General features: G+C 44.1%; 19 protein-coding genes and 1 riboswitch. Of the genes, 10 read left to right on the top strand and 9 right to left on the bottom strand.

The window, feature by feature from the left end:
* The first annotated feature begins 19 nt into the window (after positions 1 to 19).
* Positions 20 to 165: riboswitch (cobalamin riboswitch) on the top strand.
* A gap of 109 nt (positions 166 to 274) precedes the next feature.
* On the top strand, positions 275 to 2,101 hold the full coding sequence (locus B5D26_RS12575; RefSeq protein WP_078746076.1) for a TonB-dependent receptor domain-containing protein: 1,827 nt from the start codon (positions 275 to 277) through the stop codon (positions 2,099 to 2,101).
* 33 nt (positions 2,102 to 2,134) lie between these two features.
* Entirely contained in the window at positions 2,135 to 2,734 is a 600-nt protein-coding gene (gene cobO, locus B5D26_RS12580; RefSeq protein ID WP_078746077.1) for a cob(I)yrinic acid a,c-diamide adenosyltransferase, read from the top strand.
* 72 nt (positions 2,735 to 2,806) lie between these two features.
* Here the strand turns inward: cobO and B5D26_RS12585 are convergent, their stop codons facing one another.
* Positions 2,807 to 4,705: an LTA synthase family protein gene (locus B5D26_RS12585; RefSeq protein WP_078746078.1), complete on the bottom strand. Its 1,899-nt coding sequence runs from the start codon at positions 4,703 to 4,705 to the stop codon at positions 2,807 to 2,809.
* 81 nt (positions 4,706 to 4,786) lie between these two features.
* Positions 4,787 to 6,148: a class II 3-deoxy-7-phosphoheptulonate synthase gene (locus B5D26_RS12590; protein WP_078746079.1), complete on the bottom strand. Its 1,362-nt coding sequence runs from the start codon at positions 6,146 to 6,148 to the stop codon at positions 4,787 to 4,789.
* 204 nt (positions 6,149 to 6,352) lie between these two features.
* On the opposite strand from B5D26_RS12590, the gene B5D26_RS12595 reads away from it, so the two are divergent.
* From B5D26_RS12595 to B5D26_RS12605, 4 genes are all read left to right on the top strand, one after another.
* Positions 6,353 to 7,042 (top strand): alpha/beta hydrolase, encoded by a 690-nt coding sequence (locus B5D26_RS12595; RefSeq protein WP_078746080.1) that lies wholly within the window; start codon positions 6,353 to 6,355, stop codon positions 7,040 to 7,042.
* Positions 7,043 to 7,168: 126 nt separating this feature from the next.
* Positions 7,169 to 7,276: a cytochrome c oxidase subunit CcoM gene (gene ccoM, locus B5D26_RS16625; RefSeq protein ID WP_282956124.1), complete on the top strand. Its 108-nt coding sequence runs from the start codon at positions 7,169 to 7,171 to the stop codon at positions 7,274 to 7,276.
* A gap of 160 nt (positions 7,277 to 7,436) precedes the next feature.
* Positions 7,437 to 7,781, top strand: a complete 345-nt coding sequence (locus tag B5D26_RS12600) for a hypothetical protein (protein ID WP_078746081.1) — start codon at positions 7,437 to 7,439, stop codon at positions 7,779 to 7,781.
* 102 nt (positions 7,782 to 7,883) lie between these two features.
* The gene (locus tag B5D26_RS12605) at positions 7,884 to 8,228 is read left to right on the top strand and encodes a gamma-glutamylcyclotransferase family protein (protein WP_078746082.1); all 345 of its coding nucleotides are present in this window, start codon (positions 7,884 to 7,886) and stop codon (positions 8,226 to 8,228) included.
* Here the strand turns inward: B5D26_RS12605 and B5D26_RS12610 are convergent.
* Positions 8,225 to 9,067: an AraC family transcriptional regulator gene (locus B5D26_RS12610; protein ID WP_078746083.1), complete on the bottom strand. Its 843-nt coding sequence runs from the start codon at positions 9,065 to 9,067 to the stop codon at positions 8,225 to 8,227. The two genes, B5D26_RS12605 and B5D26_RS12610, sit on opposite strands and share 4 nt — an antisense overlap.
* A gap of 138 nt (positions 9,068 to 9,205) precedes the next feature.
* On the opposite strand from B5D26_RS12610, the gene B5D26_RS12615 reads away from it, so the two are divergent.
* Positions 9,206 to 9,736 (top strand): peroxiredoxin-like family protein, encoded by a 531-nt coding sequence (locus B5D26_RS12615; protein ID WP_078746084.1) that lies wholly within the window; start codon positions 9,206 to 9,208, stop codon positions 9,734 to 9,736.
* 75 nt (positions 9,737 to 9,811) lie between these two features.
* Here the strand turns inward: B5D26_RS12615 and B5D26_RS12620 are convergent, their stop codons facing one another.
* Positions 9,812 to 10,384 (bottom strand): glutathione S-transferase family protein, encoded by a 573-nt coding sequence (locus B5D26_RS12620; RefSeq protein WP_078746085.1) that lies wholly within the window; start codon positions 10,382 to 10,384, stop codon positions 9,812 to 9,814.
* 46 nt (positions 10,385 to 10,430) lie between these two features.
* Positions 10,431 to 12,269, bottom strand: coding sequence for a sensor domain-containing diguanylate cyclase (locus B5D26_RS12625; protein ID WP_169917403.1), 1,839 nt, complete (start codon positions 12,267 to 12,269; stop codon positions 10,431 to 10,433).
* Between the two features lie 461 nt (positions 12,270 to 12,730).
* Between B5D26_RS12625 and B5D26_RS12630 the strand changes: the two genes are divergently transcribed.
* Positions 12,731 to 14,509 carry a PQQ-dependent methanol/ethanol family dehydrogenase gene (locus B5D26_RS12630; protein ID WP_078746087.1) on the top strand — a complete coding sequence of 593 codons (1,779 nt, stop codon included), beginning with the start codon at positions 12,731 to 12,733 and terminating at the stop codon, positions 14,507 to 14,509.
* Positions 14,510 to 14,623: 114 nt separating this feature from the next.
* Here B5D26_RS12630 and B5D26_RS12635 read toward each other — a convergent pair whose 3' ends face one another.
* From B5D26_RS12635 to B5D26_RS12650, 4 genes are read right to left on the bottom strand one after another with little or no spacing between them, the layout of a single operon-like run.
* Positions 14,624 to 15,229 (bottom strand): DUF3299 domain-containing protein, encoded by a 606-nt coding sequence (locus B5D26_RS12635; RefSeq protein ID WP_078746088.1) that lies wholly within the window; start codon positions 15,227 to 15,229, stop codon positions 14,624 to 14,626.
* Between the two features lie 36 nt (positions 15,230 to 15,265).
* Complete coding sequence (locus B5D26_RS12640) at positions 15,266 to 16,546, bottom strand: ABC transporter permease (RefSeq protein WP_078746089.1); 1,281 nt, start codon at positions 16,544 to 16,546, stop codon at positions 15,266 to 15,268.
* Between the two features lie 42 nt (positions 16,547 to 16,588).
* Entirely contained in the window at positions 16,589 to 17,287 is a 699-nt protein-coding gene (locus tag B5D26_RS12645) for an ABC transporter ATP-binding protein (protein ID WP_078746090.1), read from the bottom strand.
* Positions 17,288 to 17,308: 21 nt separating this feature from the next.
* Positions 17,309 to 17,902, bottom strand: a complete 594-nt coding sequence (locus tag B5D26_RS12650) for a ZrgA family zinc uptake protein (protein WP_078746091.1) — start codon at positions 17,900 to 17,902, stop codon at positions 17,309 to 17,311.
* A 416-nt stretch (positions 17,903 to 18,318) separates the two neighbouring features.
* Here B5D26_RS12650 and B5D26_RS16205 point away from each other — a divergent pair, with 416 nt between their 5' ends.
* On the top strand, positions 18,319 to 18,468 hold the full coding sequence (locus tag B5D26_RS16205) for a hypothetical protein (protein WP_159445663.1): 150 nt from the start codon (positions 18,319 to 18,321) through the stop codon (positions 18,466 to 18,468).
* A 37-nt stretch (positions 18,469 to 18,505) separates the two neighbouring features.
* Positions 18,506 to 18,737: helix-turn-helix domain-containing protein (locus B5D26_RS12655; RefSeq protein ID WP_143833118.1), on the top strand; the 232-nt coding region annotated here is incomplete at its 3' end.

The following is an 18,737-nucleotide window of genomic DNA, read 5'->3' on the forward strand; positions in this document are numbered from 1 at the left end:
TTTCTGTTGAGAAATGCGCGCTTGACTACTTCAATCAGCTCTATAAGATGCGGCCTTCATTTCAGATTGGGGAATTAGGTTAAAAGCCTAAGCTGCCCCCGCAACGGTAAGCAACAGAGAGACTTTGTTGTAAGCCCGATTACCAGTCTGAATCGAAATTATCATTAAACGGTGTTGCGGAGGGCGACACCAGTGTGACCCCGCCTTGCCTATTGGCCTTGCAGACGTTACGCCTGCCCTCCCTCTACGCTAAGCTACTGCGCCGAGGAAAAAAGTGAAGAAAATTATTTTAGCCACAGCTATTTCTGCTGTTGTATCTCCTGTTGTTTATGCAGCCGACCCCGTAACTATTGTGATTACGGCAAGCCGTACAGAACAGGCTTTAAGCCAGTCTATTACACCAACAACGGTAATCACTCATCAACAGCTACAACAAACACAACCAAAAAGTGTGGCTCAAGCTTTAGAGCAAAGCGCTGGAGTGCAAGTGCTTAATAGTGGTGGGTATGGCCAAAACTCTACGCTATATCTGCGTGGTTTAGATCAAAAACGCATGCTGGTTCTGGTCGATGGTGTACAAATTGGTAGCGCAACCTTAGGTTATGCCAGTTTAGAGCATTTTCCTGTCGAGCAGATTGAGCGCATCGAAATTGTTCGTGGAGCACGCTCTAGTCTCTATGGTGCTAATGCAATTGCTGGCGTCATTCAAATTATTACCAAGAAAAAGCATCTACAGTCTAATTATGCAGTGATTGAAGCAGGTGTTGGCAGTCGAAATACTCAACAACTGTCATTAAGCGGTGGTTTTGGCAATGAGAATACTCGATTAACTGCCGCAGTGAGTCGATTCTCAACAGAGGGTTTTGATGTTTACAGTGCAGGTGGCGAAGATAAAGATGGCTACCTTAACCAAGCACTTAATTTAACTGCAGAGCATCAATATAGTAGCGGCCTGATCTTGTTTGGTGGCTATCAGCGTGCACAAGGTCACAATGACTATGATCAGTGCTCTAAACCCGATTGGTCAAAGAGTAATGACTGTGAGTCGTTATTTGTTAATGACGGTTTACAGTTAGGCTTAGCGCAACGTGCAAACCAAAAGTTAGGTTGGGAAATAAAAGCAAGTCAGCATAATGATAGTAGTCAACAGAAAGTTGAGGGTATTAAAGCTGATAAGTTTGTGACACAAACCCGCATGCTTAACTTACAAGGTGAGTACCAGCTTTCAGAGCAGCAGCTGCTATTAGCGGGGATTGATTATAAAAAGGATGAAGTCAGCGGCAGTGGTGTTGATAACTACCAAGAAAAAACACGGGACAATAAAGCGCTGTTTGCACTTTGGCAATGGCAGCAGAAAGGGCTAAGTGCTGCTATTTCTGGTCGTGCTGACCGTAACCAAGCTTTTGGTACTTTTAATACCTATGGTGTTGAGCTAGGCGTAGAGTTACTCGCTGATTTAGAGCTAACCTTAGGTCGTGCAACTGCGTTCACAGCCCCTACATTTAATGATTTGTACTATCCAGCATTAGGCAATCCTGATCTGAAGCCGGAGACCTCTAGCACCAATAGCTTGGGGCTAAATTACCAACCTAGTTCAAGCGTTTATTTAACCGCTAACCTATACCAAACTGAGGTTGAAGATTTGGTCGCTTGGGCACCTATCAGCCCTGGCTCTTTCACTTGGACGCCTCAGAATGTTGATAATGTCAGTATCAAAGGTGTTGAGCTGACGGGACAATGGCTGTTCGGCAATACACAGTTGGATGCACACTTAGAGTGGTTAGAGCCAAAAGACAAAGCAACTGGCAATATTTTAATTTATCGTGCTCAGAAAAGCTCAGGACTACGTATCAGCCAACAGTTAGATCAACTAACCTTAGGCATAAGTGCGGCTTATACAGGTAGTCGTTACACGGATAAAGCTAATACCGATCGCTTGGATGCATATACGCTAGTACATTTTGATGCTCAATATGCCGTAAGCCGTGCATTAGTTACTAAACTGAGCGTTAAAAACCTAACCGACAAATCCTATGTCAGTAAAAAAGGCTATGAGACTGAAAGTCGTAGCTTGTTTGCTAGCGTCAGCTATACATTCTAGCAAGCTGAATCACTGCAATTATTTGGAGTCTTTATGACTGATCGTGACACCCGACATAAAAAAGCGATGCAAAAACGCAAAGAGCTGGTTGATGCAAAAATTGCTCAGGCAACAGAAGAGCGTGGCATTGTCATTGTCATTACTGGTAATGGTAAAGGTAAAACCACTTCAGGCTGGGGGACTGTCGCCCGTAGTTTAGGTTATGGCTATAAAGTGGGTGTCACGCAGTTTATCAAAGGGACTTGGGAGTGTGGTGAGCGTGAGGTTTTTAAAGAAAACCCTAACTTAACGGTACACATTATGGGAACAGGGTTTACATGGGAAACCCAAGACCGTGCTGTTGATACTGCTGCTTGTCGAGCCGTATGGGAAAAAACCTTACCTATGCTGCAAGATCCTAATATTCACTTGGTGTTATTGGATGAGCTAACCTACATGCTCAAGTTTGGCTACCTTGAAATTGATGAGGTACTGAATGCTCTGAAAAATCGCCCCATAGATCAAAGTGTGATTATTACAGGGCGTAATGCCCACCGTGATCTATTGGAGTATGCTGATACGGTCTCTGAGGTGCAGGATACTAAGCATGCCTTCAATAGTGGTATTAAAGCTCGCCGCGGTATTGACTGGTAAATTTGCTTTTTGAGCGCATAAGCGCCTGTGCAGTTTGATTTGCACAGGCGCTTTTCTATCGTGCTTATGGCGTTAAGGTTTGTAGTCCATAAACTGCTTAGTTTTGCCTTCAAATAGTAACTGTTGCTGAACCGCGGTAAATGCCAATGCACGTTGGCGCATATTTTCTGTTGGCTCTGAGCAGGCAATCTCTTGGGTTTGTTTAGGGTCCAGACGCCAATTATAGCAGCGTACCCCATCCCCCTGAGTAGACTGTTCTACTAACCAATCACCTTCAATCCAACCTACAACACCCCCATGGTAATAGTCTGCAAAAGCTGAGGCTTCATTATTGGCGATGGATATTAGGTTCTGCCCACTAAACCAAGGTGCATCTAATCCAATCAAGTGTGCAATTGTTGGTGCTAAATCTCGTTGCGAAACCGCATCATGAATTAACTTTGGCTGAATAAAGCCTGGGACATAAATTGCAAATGGGATTCTGTAATGGTTAAGCCTTGAGTCTATAAGTCCCGCGGTGTGATCAGCGACAAAAATATAAGCTATAGGTTTATCTAGCGTTTTACTTTGCATTTGAGCCATAAAGCCTGCAATGGCGCTATCGGCAAAAGATAATACACTGAACTCTTTTTGCTGCTCTGTTTCAAAGCCAAAGCGTGCTTCAACACCTTTAGGGAGTTTAAGGTCATGGGTGGTGTTGGTGTTGATGCCGATAATAAATGGCTCTGGTAGGCTTTCTATTGAGTTAACAACAAAGCGATACAGATCTTGGTCGTAGTACCCCCAACTGTTTTGCTCATATTGCGCTTGGTCAGAGCTTATATCTTCTTTACCGTAGCTATGCTCAAAACCTGTAGTTTGCGCAAAAGCGCCTGTGCCACTGGTGTTTTTATAAGAACCTTGGAAAAAAGCACTGCTCCAGCCCTGCTCGCGTAGCAGCTGAGGTAAACAGCCGTAAGGCATGTTTTGTAACTGTGTTTTAGCGATTGTTTTGCCTAATGGATTTTGGCCGCTACAAAATATGCTATAGATGCCTTCGGTGGTGCGGTGCCCACTTGCAATCATGGTTTCTGCCGATAATGACTGCGCCTGCAAGGCAGAAAAAACAGGTGTGACTTGTTCCCCACTTTCTGTTGTCATCCGCACAATTGGCCAGCTCTCAAGCAAAACAAAAACAAGGTTAAACTGTTCTAAGTTGGTATTTTCTAAGGGTTGCTCTTTTGGCATATAAAGAGAGCGAACAAGTTGCTCTCTATTTTCTGGTGCTGCAATACTGCTAGCCTGAATACCATCGTTACTGCGAAGTAGACCATAAAGCGCACTATACGCTCCATTCAGTGCAATAGGGGCTAAGCGAACATCGCCAATGTTATAGGCGCTTGCAGGGTCAAGTGGTAAGCCTTTTACACCACCTCTTGCCATTATTGCGGCAACTAGTAGCGTAATAAAAATTTGTGAGGGAAAAAGAAATAGCACTTTTGCCCAAGAGTAAGGCTTATTAAAACGTCCTAGCTTAAAAGGGATTCGGCTAAAAATAAGCAGTGTGATAGGTAGCACTAGCACAAGCCAGCCTAGTTGGCCTATGCCTTGAGAGATCAAGCTAATAGGGGTCGCAAAAAAATCTTTGGATTCATAGGATATATGCCGACCAGCATCTTTAAAGTAGGCCATATCACCCAGCTGTAACATAACCAGCAAGGTAATGGCAGGCAATAGCCATTTTATTGTACGAGGGCCTTTGCCAAAGCCAAAGAGATAGGCCGTCAATAAATTAAAGAAACTCAAAACACCTACAATGGCTAAGTCAAAACGTAACCCCCAAAGCAATGCATGAGTAATTTCAGAAGATGAGAGGCCTGTCGCCACTTCTGGTGTATACAGCAGCAAGCTTGCCCTCAAGGCAAAGGTGATTATCAGTAATAAAAATGAGAGTTTTATAAAATCGGTTATAAAACTGATCTGCTTGCTCATACAGGCTCACTTAGCGTGTGTTAAATGTAAAAAGAGACTGATAACAGTCTCTTTAAGTGTATTTAGAAAAGCTTGCACTAATCAGTTACCGTTGCGGGCGGCTTTTAAGCTATCAGCAATTAAGAAGGCTAGCTCTAAAGACTGATCTGCATTAAGCCTAGGGTCACAAAAAGTATGATAGCGATTGCCGAGGTCTTCTTCGGTAATCTGGAATCGACCGCCAATGCATTCTGTGACATTCCGGCCTGTCATCTCTAAATGTACACCACCTGCATGAGTGCCTTCCGCTTGATGGATGGCAAAGAACTGACGAACCTCTTGCAGAACAGAGTCAACGGGGCGTGTTTTGTAACCTGTTGAGGCTTTAATTGTATTGCCGTGCATAGGATCGCTGCTCCAAACAACGGAGCGGCCTTCTGATTCAATTCGGCGAATTAGCGCGGGTAGATACTGCTCAACCTTGTTTGCTCCCATTCGCACAATCACATTCATCCGTCCCGCCTTATTATCTGGATTAATGCGATCAATTAGACGTAAGAGATCTTCAGGGTCTGTAGTTGGGCCTGCCTTGACACCGATTGGGTTATTCACACCTCGGCAGTATTCAACATGTGCACCATCCAGTTGGCGGGTACGATCACCAATCCAAAGCATATGTGCAGAGCAGCCAAACCAATCACCAGTCAAACTGTCTTGACGTGTGAGTGCTTGTTCATAAGGTAATAATAGCGCTTCATGAGCGGTGTAAAATCGGGTTTCATGAATGCTTGGCGTGTTATCAGGGTGAATACCGCAAGCACTCATAAAGGCTAAAGTTTCGCTGATGCGGTCAGCTAAGTCGTGATAGCGCTCTGATACAGGGCTTTTTTCAACAAAGTTCAAGTTCCACTGATGTACTTGATGTAAGTCGGCCATTCCGCCACGGGAGAATGCCCGTAATAGATTTAGGGTTGAAGTTGACTGATGGTATGCCTGAATCATACGTTCAGGGTCTGGGGTTCGAGCCTCTGCCGTAAATGCATTATCATTAATAATATCGCCACGGTAAGAGGGCAAGGTTACGCCATTAATGGTTTCAGTATCAGCCGAGCGTGGTTTTGCAAACTGCCCTGCCATACGTCCTACTTTTACCACAGGGCTTTGGCCGCCGAAGGTCAACACCACTGCCATTTGCAGCAGTACCATAAAGGTGTCTTTTATATGATTGGCAGAGAATTCGTCGAAACTTTCCGCACAGTCACCACCTTGCAGAAGAAAAGCTTTACCCTTCGCCACTTCGGCTAACTGTGCTTCTAGGCGGCGGGCTTCGCCAGCAAATACTAATGGTGGTAGTCCTCCTAGCTTTTGCTCTACCGCTTGTAATTGATCTGTATTAGGGTAGGTCGGTAACTGTAATGCTGTTTTCTCCCTCCAAGAGGACGGAGACCAAGTTTGATTGCCCATAAAATATCCATTTTGTTCAATGTGCGCCAAATCTAATGCTGGCGTTATATTTAGCGCTTGCTAACAATATGATTATTCTACTGAATCCCTTCAGCTTTACTAGCCGAAATCTATGAGTGCCAATGTGCTAATGAATGACAGCAAAAATGCTAGAATCTTGGCTATTGAGTTGTTTGATAGTGACAATAAATAAGAGAGAAATGCATGTCGTTAGAGAATTGGTCGATGCAAGACAGTTTGAAAAGTCTAACTATTGGTTCTAGCAAGCCTGATGCCTGCATTATTTGGCTACATGGCTTAGGTGCAGGTGCTGATGACTTTATTCCAGCGGTGCCTTATCTGAGGCTGGCTGAAACACTCAATATTAAATTTTTATTTCCACAGGCACCTACAATACCTGTCACCATCAATGGTGGCTGGGAGATGCCTGCATGGTATGACATTTTAAAAATGCTGCCTGAGCGTGAGATTGTACCAGCACATCTACAGTATTCAGCTCAAGAGCTACACAGACTAACCCATGAGCAAATTACGTTGGGAATTCCCGCAGATAAAATCATCTGGATTGGCTTCTCACAAGGTGGTGCAGTGGTGCTAGAAGCTGCATTGAACTCACAACGTTACAGTAATTGTTCGTTACCTAGTGCGGTTATGGCGCTTTCTACCTATCAAGCCCTACCGAGCGATGCGGTAAACAAGCTATCAGTTGATTTTTGGCACGGACATGGCCTGTATGATGATGTAGTACCGTTTGCAATGGGTAAAAAAGCCTATGAGAAAAGTGCCGATCAAGGTCGTAAAAGCACTTGGAATAGCTACCCAATGGGGCATGAGGTTTGTGTTAAACAGCTTGAAGAGATGGGGGGCTACATAGCAAATTGTCTGGCGAGGTAAGTCATTGATGTGTGTCAAAACTTAAATTAAGAATAGCTAATAATATTGATCTTGATCAGGGTTTATAAACCTTTTGACTGATAGCCTGTAGCCAGTGATTTGATTTTTCTTGGTGGAGTAATAACCATGTATGTAGATGATGCTGTAATCGCAGGTTTATTGGTTGTTGGTGGTGCAATTGCATTCTTTATCGGCTTTGGCATCTTCATTGTGAAGGATAAACCTAAAAAATAATATCATTTCAAGTGGCTTGTTAGCTGTTAGAAATGAGAAAAAGCGTCTATATTGAACCCATGCCTATGCCAGTTGTCTTACTGATATTCGTATGGGTTTAGTGCTTTTTAGACCTCACTCTTTATTTGCAGATGTTAACCAGCCTTAGCGGGGGTGCTTTATGTTAGAGTCCAGTGTATCGCAAGCGACCTTAATCAACCGTCAGCTGTCGGGCACTAATAATCAGGCTCAACAGAAAATTGATGCCAGCAGCAGCTCTAAACAAGAAGAGGCGGGGTCTTCGCAACCCACTTCTAGCAATGGCGTTAATGGTGCCAACGTTTTGCAGGATCGCGTTGCAATTAGTTCAGCTCCTTCAGATCAAGTCAACAGAGCGGCTGAGACAACTGAACAGCCTGCAACTTACAACGCGGTGCATGATCAGTCTAATGATCTAGCACGCAAACAAGCAGAAGGCAGAACAGATCAAGCCGCTTTAGGTAACTTGCTTGATATCAAATCTTAATCTAGTTGTTGATACAGTACCAATTACCCAAAGCCTCGCTATTAATATGCGGGGCTTTTTGTTTATGATGGGCGTCTTTACCAATAATTAAAGGATTTGGTTATGCCTCTACTATTTTCATACGGTACATTGCAACAACCTGAGGTGCAAATCTCCACATTTGGTAGGCTTCTATCAGGGCAGCATGATCAGTTATTAGGTTTCTCTCAAACGATGGTTGCAATTGATGATCCAGAGGTTGTGGCGACTAGTGGCAAAAGCCATCATCCTATTGTAAAGCACACGGGTGATATGGAAGAGCGGGTTGCAGGCATGGTGTTTGAAATAACGGATGCTGAACTTGCGAATGCTGATCAATATGAGGTGTCTGCTTACAAGCGTATTTCTGCAAATCTTGCATCAGGGCTAACTGCTTGGGTTTATGTGGATGCACGGTTTACAGATTAGACTTGAGCGGTAAACAGTTTATTCCGTTTGAATTGCCCCGGAGGCGTACCTATTGTGCGTCTAAACGCGCGACGAAACGCCGTCTCACTTTGGTAACCTAGCTGCGAGCCTATTTCGTCAATACTAAGCCTTCCATTTTGCAGCTGTTGACGTGCGATTTGCATTCGCCAATAGGTGAGGTAATCCATTGGCGTTAAACCGACCACTACTTTAAAGCCTTGGCTGAAACTTGTCCGTGACATACCTGCTTGTTGTGCAAGTGAACCTAAAGTCCAAGCTTGGGCTGGGTTTTGGTGCATGGCGGTTATAGCTTTGGCTAGTTTTGGATCGCTCAGTCCACCCAGAAGACCTGTCTCAACCTGTTTAGACGACATAAGGTGGCGTAGCGCTTTGATTAGTAAAACTTCAGCAAGCCTATTTAACACCGCATTATGACCACACCTCTGTGCTTGAGCCTCTTTTAACATCATCTGAAAAAAAGTGTGAAGCTCAGACTCGTCCTTGTCAGGTGTAATGGATACAGCTGGCGGTAAGGCTTGAAGCAACGGGTTCTCAATGATATCCCCAAATGAGATTTCAATTTGTGTCAGTGTGATGGCCTGCTCCGTGATAATGTCATGCGAGCAGCCTTGTGGTAGCCAAATTAAAGTTTGCTCATGGATAGGGTAAACAGATTGCTCGATTTGTACGGCCGCTGATCCCGTAGTGATATTGTCGACTAAATATAAGACATTAAGTTGAGCCGATACTGTAATAGCTGTACGTCCTGTTAGTGCAAGGGAGCGTACTCTTTTTGCTTCTGGTTGGAATATTGCCAATAGAGAAGATAAGCGGTCCAATAGCTGGCTTCCTTGTATGTTGAAAAAGACATTCTGTACGATCTGCTATGATAAATGCAATATTTGTGTATGGTAAGTACTTATTTTTGGCTAAGCTATCAGTAGTTTTTGAGCTAACTACATATTGGAGCACTAAGTATGCAACCGTTGTATCCACGTCAATCTGTACCAGAACTGAATATTGAGACGCTGGCAGGCCATTGGTCATTGTCAAGCCAACAGCCTGAAAACTTCACCTTGTTAGTCTTTTATCGTGGCTATCACTGTCCAATTTGTCGTAGCTATTTAACTGAGCTGAACCGATTGAGTGCAGATTTTGCTGAGCGAGGCATTACACTTTTAGCTTTAAGCAGTGATAATCAGGCGCGTGCTGAACTCTCGAAAGGAGAATGGTCGCTTGATAAATTAAATATAGGTTATGGACTTAGCCAAGAACAGGCTGAAGCATGGGGTTTATATCGTTCAGCTGGGAAAGGAAAAACTTCAATTGGAGTTGAAGAGCCTGCTGAGTTTAGTGAACCTGCACTGTATCTTATTCGCCCAGATGGTACGCTCTATTGGGGATCTGTGAGTACAATGCCATTTGCACGACCTAACTTTAAAGAGATGTTAGGCGCTGTTGATTTTGTATTAAAAAATGACTATCCGGCGCGTGGTGAATTGCGCTAACTGCACACTTTAATATCAACGCACCTGCGCTTGAAGCGTTAATTAAGATTTAGCGCTTCAAGCCGAGGCCAGAATTCATAGTCTTGGATCAGTTTCCGTCACCATTGGTTTATCCATTGCGCTGGTCTTAAATGCGTTAAGGGCAGGGTAAGCTGCAAGGTCATGCAGTTCTCTAAATAAAGTCCAATCTAATAAAGAGAACAAACAAATAGCAGGGTAATGCCAATGGTCAAAATCACCATTCTGGGCAGCCTGTTCTAATTCTGCAAAAGTATTATTAATACGCTCATGTTGTAGTTTGATAATTAATTTGTCATCGTTAAGTTCAAAGCCTGAGCGCTTAGATAGCAATATTGTGACGAGAGAGTCATTGGCATTGTCTATGAGCGTCAATAAATTCTCATCATGCCAAGTTAGAGTTTCTCTTTGTAGCTTGTTATTCAGATATCGAAATATCACCCTAGAATCAAAAATAGGTTGATCGCCATCCAAAAGCATTGGAACTTTCATGGCAGGGTTATAGCTCTGTAAAACTTTACGCTCTTCAGCATCAAATATATTTAGATTGATAAACTCATAATTTTCATTTGCAAGCCATAAACGAGTACGACGAACATAAGGCGATGTAGTAGAACCCACTAACTTCATTAGCACTTTCCTTCTCCGTTAGAGCAATGCTTAGCAGTGTACGCTGTTAACCATGGGAAATGGAAGTGGAGCCAACGTGATAAGGCGCGCTGGAGTTCTTTTTTTCTGCTACGTTACTTTGGGTCACTTTATTACGCAGTAGATCAATATCGGCTTGTTTAACAAGGTCTTGTGGTGTCTTATCTGCAAAAGGCGTCATTTGAGCATACCCAAAGCAGAGGGATATATGAGCGCTGCCACTGTAGTCTGGAAGCGCCAGCTCAACAAGGCGGTCAGATATTTCATTGGCAATGAACGAAGCTTTGTCAATAGAAAGCTGTGGCAATATAACCGCGAATTTTCCTCCAGCAAAGCGAGAGCAAAGACGCGCCTCTGAGAATGGAATCAGGTCAGTTACAACGCTTTCGATAACATCTGCAACTTGAATAAGGCACTGGTCTCCAGCAGGATAACCGTAGCTTTGATTGTAATTGGTAAAATGATTGATATCGCAGAACAACAAACAAATGCTATCACCTTCCTGCCATAGTGTGCTGAGATGTTGATCAAAGTGCTGACGGCTATTCAGAAAGGTTACATTATCTTTTGCCGACAGCCGATCAAGATGTTGGTTTGCTCTACTAAGCGCTATTGCTTGATTGTCAATGAGCTGCCTTAGATGCTGGCTGTTCTCGTGCTCACTATGTACCTGTTGTTGCTGTTTGGATAACTTAGTTTCTTGCAGTACTTTAATTTTATAAGCCAGCGCAAAAGAAAACAGTGTCAGCTCAATCAACGAACCTGCTAAGTAGGCATGGCGCATAAAAGGACTGTAGCTGATAAATCCGGTATTAACCGCAGTTATGGTAAACAATCCAATAAGATGCCAGCTGGAGCCGATCAGATAGAATTTTGATAGCACGACTTTTTGGGTAAGTGCTTTCACACCAACGGCTAGTAGCAATACACTTGTTGGCATGACAAGCATGAGCAGAAAGCGATGATTTCTTACATCAAGTAAGATCAAGAGTGCAATTAAAAAGAAAAGCGACGAGCATAGCAGTAGAAGAATGTCGACTTTAGGCATGTTTGACCTTGTATCCAACATTTCTCTAGCAAATATAATTAAAAAAGCCATTGCTAAAGCAATAGAGGTGGTTGCCATGTAGTGTATGGTTTCACTTGTACCCAAATATAAGTCAAAGTTGCTATATAAGAATACAAAAACAAAGAAACTGATGCCCTGATAAAAATAGTATAGGTAAAGCTTTTCTTTAATCGATAGGTATAAAAATAGATTGTAAATTAGTATGGTTAATGCGGCTCCTAAGTAGGCTGCATATATTAATAGGTTGGCTTGTTCTTTTTTATAGAATTGCGCCATAGGTTCAATATGTATTCCAGCGGTTAAGTTGTAATAGTGCGAGTTTAACTTTAAATAAATTACTTTTGTTTCAAATGGGGCTAGCTCAATAAGGAAACTAGGGTGTAAGCTTTTAACTTTACGATCTTCTAAAGGGATTTGCAGACCATTAAGTTCAGTATTCCACTGATCATTACGTAGAAAAAAAAGCGACGCTTCAGAAAAATAACCCTCATCTATACGCAGCATTCTCTCAATATAGCTATCACTATTATTTTCAACCCTGACAATAAACCAGTGGTCAGCATCAACTGACGGTATATAAAATCGAGATGAACGAATGCTGTATTTAGGTTTTAGCTTGGCTATATCTGCTGGCAGCATCTCTTTTCTGGGAGCTTGTATGTAAGCGAGCTCAAACTGTTCTTGAAGTTGCTGATTATCGGCAATGTTGTAGCTTGGAATTTCTGTGGCATAGGCTTTTGCTACTAACAGTGTGGACAGCAAGATCAATATTAATGTAAGTCTAGCCTTTATCGGCATCAAAATTACCAATTCAAATAGATGTGTGACATATATATTCAATTTGGATCCACCTTCCATGGATAAATATCCAGCACTGGGAGCTTAAAAAAGGTGTGATCACTTTAACTGCTGCTATTTTGTGCAGCAGTTCTAGACCATTTAACGGCCCATTATACAATCTGAAGGCTGTTTGATGTTACTGGGGTTTTCCCTAGTTTTTACCCCTAAATTAACTATTTCGGTTAGTTTTGTGTGTGTGCTCGTTACTTTTTAAGGCTGCTTTTTCGAACTATCTCTTCTACTACTAGCGGCTTAATTTGTACATCTATAGTACCAATAAACAGCACTTTTTAATGACTGTTGTACGACTAAAACTGTTCAGTGGTTGTATTGTTGCTATGGCCGCCCTGCTTTCAAATGACTATGCCAAACAACTATGCCAAGCAATCCAATAAGAAAGGCGTACACAGGAGACAGTCATGTTAACAAATGGTTTGGGCAAAAAGTCGCTAATGGCGACTGCTCTAGTATCAGCGATGATGGTCGCAGGTACTGCATCTGCAAAAGTAACCGATGCAGATATCAATAATGATCACCTGACAACAGGTGATGTGGTAACCAACGGTCTTGGTCTACAAGGTCAGCGTTTCTCCCCTCTAACCAAAGTCAATGCCAATACAGTAAAAGACTTGCGCCCAGTATGGTCGTTCTCTTTTGGTGGTGAAAAGCAGCGTGGTCAAGAATCTCAGCCGTTGGTAAAAGATGGTGTGATGTTCGTGACAGGTTCTTACTCTCGCTTGTTTGCAGTTGATGCGACTACAGGTGATGAGCTGTGGCAGTACGATGCACGTCTACCAGACGGCATTATGCCTTGCTGTGACGTGATTAACCGTGGTGCTGCGCTGTATGACGATCTAGTTGTATTTGCAACGTTGGACGCTAAGCTAGTCGCGTTAGATCAGAAAACGGGTAAAGTGCGTTGGAAAAAAACCGTTGCAGACTATAAAGCAGGCTACTCAATCTCTGCTGCGCCACTGGTTGTAAACGGCAAGATCATCACTGGTGTATCGGGTGGTGAGTTTGGTGTGGTAGGTAAAGTAGAAGCTTACGATGCTAAGAATGGTACTTTGCTGTGGACACGTCCAACAGTTGAAGGCCATATGGGTTATACCTATAAAAATGGCAAAAAAGTTGAAGCCGGTATTTCAGGTGGTGAAGCGGGTAAAACTTGGCCGGGTGATCTGTGGAAGTCAGGCGGTGCGGCCACTTGGTTAGGCGGTACTTATGACGCTGAAACTAACCTGTTGTTCTTCGGTACGGGTAACCCTGCGCCTTGGAACTCTCACTTACGTCCAGGTGATAACCTGTTCTCTTCTTCTCGTTTAGCGATTAATCCTGATAACGGTAAAATCGTTTGGCACTTCCAAACCACGCCACATGATGGCTGGGATTACGATGGTGTGAACGAGCTGATTTCGTTCAACTACAAAGAGAACGGTAAAACAGTAAAAGCGGCTGCAACGGCTGACCGTAACGGTTTCTTCTACGTATTGAACCGTGAAAACGGTGACTTTATCCGTGGTTTCCCATTTGTTGATAAAATCACTTGGGCAGAAGGTTTAGACAAAAACGGCCGCCCAATTTACGCCGCTAATGGTCGTCCAGGTGATCCACGTAAGAGTGCTGATGGTAAAAAAGGTGAGCCTGTTGTTGCAATTCCTTCTTTCCTAGGTGGTAAGAACTGGATGCCGATGGCATACAGCCAAGATACCGAGCTGTTCTATGTGCCATCAAACGAATGGGCGATGGACATTTGGAATGAGCCAACCGCTTATAAGAAAGGCGCTGCCTATTTAGGTGCAGGCTTCACCATTAAGCCGCTACACGATGATTACATCGGTGTACTGCGCGCGATTGACCCGAAAACCGGTGAAGAAAAATGGCGTTACAAAAACTACGCACCTCTATGGGGTGGCGTATTAACCACCAAAGGTAACTTGGTGTTTATGGGTAACCCAGAAGGCTATTTGATGGCATTTGACGCTAAGTCAGGTGAAATCAAGTACAAGTTCAATACAGGCTCAGGCATCGTAGGTTCTCCAATCACTTGGGAACAAGACGGTGAGCAGTATGTGTCAGTTGTATCAGGTTGGGGCGGCGCAGTACCTCTATGGGGTGGTGAGGTGGCCAAACGTGTTAAAAACCTGAACCAAGGTGGTTCGGTTTGGACATTCAAACTGCCTAAAGAATACGAGTAAATACTGATTTAAACATCAGTGGCTAATCTAACAGCCCGTAGTGCTTTTGCACTACGGGCTGTTTTTATTGCGGTCAGCTCTTTTTAATAGGTTGGAACAGGCTAACTTTTAACGTTATTCAACTGGCACAATATGCTCAGCGTATAAGGTATAACCCGCTTGAGCCAAAGCGGTATTTTCACCCGTTACAGACAACCGACCTGAAACCCACACTGCATCTTCTAGCTGCTTTTCAAGCAGAGGAATTTCGGTTTTAACATAAATGATTTGGTTAGACGGTGGCGGCGGCACATGCACACAGGCGCCAAAAAAAGGCACCAATAAAAACTCTGTAACGCCATCAGGGGTAATCTCCAATGGCACCACATAACCCCCTAAGCGTACAGGTTGGCTATTCAGGGTTAGTACAACGGGGGCAGTTTGATAGGCTTTCTCCAGCTTCGCCATAATCTCTAACATCAGTGGATCGTCATCGGTCAACTGGGCGATTTTTTCTGGGTCATATTGGTCTAATATCGCATCTGCACGGTAGCCGTCAGGGATCAGATCCTCCCAGTCTAAATCGAGTACAGCGCCATCCCATCGGCTTTGAATTTTAAAGGGTAGCTGATCAAAGCCTTCTGGCTTTGCGGTGTTGGCGTAACTGGTTTGCAGTGGCAGAAGTACCAAACTGACACTCAATAAACAGAGTTTTAGGCCGTAAATTAAACGTTGACTCACATTAAAATCCTATTGAAATAACCTTTTAAAACACCGTTATAGGCGAATAGCCAAACCATCGGCCAGTGATGTTTTATAAGCGCGATAACCCGGCCACAAACCCACCAAAATACCACTGGCGGCAACGGATAATAATAGATTGAGCTCGGTTGGCGTGAGTGTTTTTATCTCAAACCAAATGCCCCACTCCGCGTAAAGCCAAGGCGCGGCCACCAGCAAAATGAGATAAAAAAGTAAGGTGCCAAAACCAAGACCCAGCAGCGTCAGCACAGAGGATTCTGTTACCAATAAGCTCATCACTTGCAGGGGGCGGGCACCAATAGCCCGTAAAATGGCCATCTCACGGCGGCGTTCATTCAGTCCGGTTAAAATAACCGCCATCAACCCAACCAAGGCACTGACCACCACAAATGCAGCCACAATCAATAACGCATTCTCCGCAACGGATACAAGCTGCCACACTTGCTGCAGCGCAACCGCAGGGATTACCGCCTGTAATGCCTCCCCTTTTTGATTGTTCAAATCGCGTTGCACTTTAAACAGCTGTGTTTTTGACTTAACGCCCACCAATAAAGCGGTAATGGCTTTAGGTTGTAGCGCCTCTTCAGTGAAAGTGGCGTGAGACTGCTGGCGCTGCTGTAAGCGTGCACGCAGATCTGACACAGAAGGTTGCCCCCAGCCAATATGAATCGCCTCTAGGCTTTCAAGGCTGACCAAAATACTGCGATCAACAGGCGTCCCTGTTCGCGCCAAAATGCCGATTACCTGAAAAGGGTTATCATCATGAGATTTAAAGCTGGTTTTACCCATGCCGTGTGCAACAACCATTGGATCGCCGACTTTGTAACCCAGCTTTTGAGCAACCTCTGCCCCAATCACCGCTTGAAATAAGCCACTAAAAGCCTGACCACTGCTGAACGCCAAGCTTTGTTTCTGCCCATATTGATAGTGTTTGAAATAGCCCGTCTCTGTGCCGATTACTCGATACCCTTTGTGAGAGTCGCCCAGTGCTAATGGAATCGTCCAAGCCACATCTGGTCGGGCTTTGATCTGCTCCGCACTTTTCCAACTGATGTTGTTGCTGGCGTTACCCAAGTGAAAAACAGAGTACAATAAAAGTTGAACATCTCCGCTGGGCGCACCAACAATCAGATCGGTTCCTGAAATGGTTTGATTAAAACTGGTGCGCGCTTCTGTACGTACTCGCTCAACCCCCAAAAGTAAAGCCACACTGAAGGCAATGGTGATCACCGACAGCAGCACGGTTAAACGGCGGTTGCGCAAACTGCTGATAGAGAGTTTAAGCAGTGTTAACAAGGCTTCAGCTCCTGTTGAATAAGCGAGAGTAATGGCCTTTGATTAAGCCTCGTGGCGAAGTACGGCTTGATTAAGCTCGGGTAAGCGGATCATGCGAGAGAAGTGCTTCTGTAACTCGTCATCATGACTGACAAAAATCAGGCTACTTTGGCTGTTATCGACTTCAGCGGTTAATAGCGCCAAAAACTGATCTCGACTCTGCTTGTCCAGTGCAGAGGTGGGTTCATCGGCGATAATAACAGGTGGTGAGCCAATCAGCGCGCGCGCAACGGCCACACGCTGTTGCTGGCCTATGCTTAATTGCGTGATAGGCTTTTGCCAAAGTGACTCAGATAAATCTAAATGGCGCAGTAACTGCTGCGCGGCATCTTTGGGGCTGGTGCCAGCGTGCTGCAACCGCAGTTTGCGCTGTTTAGAAAATTGGCAGGGCAGGGTCACGTTATCCAACACAGAGAGGTAGGGCAGTAAGTTGAACTGCTGAAATACCAACCCGATATTGTCTGCCCGAAAATGATCACGCTGCCCTGCGCTTAAGCTTTGCAGGGCTTGATGATCAATCAAAATCTCACCCTGCTGCGGCACCATGACCCCCGCTAAGAGCGAGAGCAAGGTGCTCTTACCGCAACCACTGGGGCCATGAATAAATACTTTTTCACCCGCAGCAATGGTCAGCGACTCTATTTTTAACGTGGGCTCTGTTTGAGAGGGCCAAGTGAAGCTGACATTTTGCAGTTCAATCATACCAATGTTATCCGGTTGGATTTACCAAGTGAAAGTGCCGTTGGCTTCGCGCTCACCCACAAAAACACTACGATCAGAGACTGCTTCAATGCGTAAATGTTCCAGATGTGGCAACAGGTTAAACATTTTTACACTAAAAGGAGAGGCTTGCCCGCTTTTACAGTCAAAAGTGTAATTGGCAGCGATGTCGTTATGGCTGCTTTCTGCATGGGCATGATCTTTTTCATGAGCGTGATCGTCTTCATGGGCATGATCTTTTTCATGCGCATGATCCGCGTCATGGTCGTCATCTTTGAATGGAATCGAGAGAACTTTATCATCAAGCTGGCAATTTTTTGCAAACGCAAAAAGTTGCTCGGGTTGCTTCAATAGCCCTATCAATTTATCAAGCTGCTCATGTTCTGCCTCTGTTTTAGGCGAGTGCTCAAAACCCAGAAAACCATCGGCAGCACCCGACAACTCAACGCTCACCTGATGACCTTCCTGTGCCAGTTTTAAATGAATTACACCATGCTCATGGGCGGCATATTCAGATGCCAAGCTGCTCTGAGTATAAAGACTAGAAGAGAGCGCGACAGCGCCGATCAATACGGGGGAAAATCTAAAGACTGTCATAACACCTGCCTATCTTTTGTTTATGTTACCCTGTAACAAGTCGGCGCACTATAATGTTTTGTCGTAACATTTACAACCGAGAATCAAAATGTAGTGGGCTGAATCGTTAGTGAAAAGGCTGTAGGCGATTTACAGTCCAAGTATGGTTTATTATCGGGTATAGCCCGAGGCGTGATTGTTGTCAGCGCTTCAGAAAAGAGGTAAAAGAGAGCTTTATTAGAAAAAATAGTGAACCAAACGAGTGACTTGGGTGCGGAACAGGCCAAAAAGAACTCGTAGAGAAGCCACAGGTTGACAGGGAAAATATCGCGTTAAAAGCAATTCTCTAGAGTTCTGCGGTTGTTTAACAAGGGGGTATAGCCATGGCTTCGCCATCTGTATAGTTGTTTAATAGTTAGAAAAAAGGGGGAGATGTTGTGTATCTTGAAAGTTTTATGGAACAATTAAAAAAGCAAGATACGACTGAAAAACAATATGATTTTTGTCGTAAATTTGTTCTTCATGGAACCCCTTACGTGTTTAATGGAAAAGATGATGACTTTTATGAGCTTAGCGGCAAATTCTGAGTGCAACACCTAATCCAATATCGGGTAAGGTGTTGTTATGACATACAAAGAACTCAACATAGAAGAGCGTGCCACTATTCAAATTGGCCTGCTTCACAATCTCAGTCTGCGAAGTATTGCTCGCCTACTTGATCGAAGCCCCTCAACAATCAGTCGAGAGATTCGTCGTAACCAGCTTGCCGATGGCCTATACGAAGCACCTAAGGCTCAAGCCAACCGTCAGGCTCGAAGAGTAGGCTGTCGACCAGTGAAAAAGCTTGCTCAGGGTA

Source organism: Oceanospirillum multiglobuliferum (assembly GCF_900167095.1).
Taxonomy (GTDB): domain Bacteria; phylum Pseudomonadota; class Gammaproteobacteria; order Pseudomonadales; family Halomonadaceae; genus Oceanospirillum; species Oceanospirillum multiglobuliferum.

What these genes read in the sequence shown, in the direction of transcription:
- cobO (WP_078746077.1), top strand. Translation starts at nt 2,135, where the DNA reads ATGACTGATCGTGACACCCGACATAAAAAAGCGATGCAAAAACGCAAA.
- B5D26_RS12585 (WP_078746078.1), bottom strand. Translation starts at nt 4,705, where the DNA reads ATGAGCAAGCAGATCAGTTTTATAACCGATTTTATAAAACTCTCATTT.
- B5D26_RS12590 (WP_078746079.1), bottom strand. Translation starts at nt 6,148, where the DNA reads ATGGGCAATCAAACTTGGTCTCCGTCCTCTTGGAGGGAGAAAACAGCA.
- B5D26_RS12595 (WP_078746080.1), top strand. Translation starts at nt 6,353, where the DNA reads ATGTCGTTAGAGAATTGGTCGATGCAAGACAGTTTGAAAAGTCTAACT.
- ccoM (WP_282956124.1), top strand. Translation starts at nt 7,169, where the DNA reads ATGTATGTAGATGATGCTGTAATCGCAGGTTTATTGGTTGTTGGTGGT.
- B5D26_RS12600 (WP_078746081.1), top strand. Translation starts at nt 7,437, where the DNA reads ATGTTAGAGTCCAGTGTATCGCAAGCGACCTTAATCAACCGTCAGCTG.
- B5D26_RS12605 (WP_078746082.1), top strand. Translation starts at nt 7,884, where the DNA reads ATGCCTCTACTATTTTCATACGGTACATTGCAACAACCTGAGGTGCAA.
- B5D26_RS12615 (WP_078746084.1), top strand. Translation starts at nt 9,206, where the DNA reads ATGCAACCGTTGTATCCACGTCAATCTGTACCAGAACTGAATATTGAG.
- B5D26_RS12620 (WP_078746085.1), bottom strand. Translation starts at nt 10,384, where the DNA reads ATGAAGTTAGTGGGTTCTACTACATCGCCTTATGTTCGTCGTACTCGT.
- B5D26_RS12625 (WP_169917403.1), bottom strand. Translation starts at nt 12,269, where the DNA reads ATGCCGATAAAGGCTAGACTTACATTAATATTGATCTTGCTGTCCACA.
- B5D26_RS12630 (WP_078746087.1), top strand. Translation starts at nt 12,731, where the DNA reads ATGTTAACAAATGGTTTGGGCAAAAAGTCGCTAATGGCGACTGCTCTA.
- B5D26_RS12645 (WP_078746090.1), bottom strand. Translation starts at nt 17,287, where the DNA reads ATGATTGAACTGCAAAATGTCAGCTTCACTTGGCCCTCTCAAACAGAG.
- B5D26_RS12650 (WP_078746091.1), bottom strand. Translation starts at nt 17,902, where the DNA reads ATGACAGTCTTTAGATTTTCCCCCGTATTGATCGGCGCTGTCGCGCTC.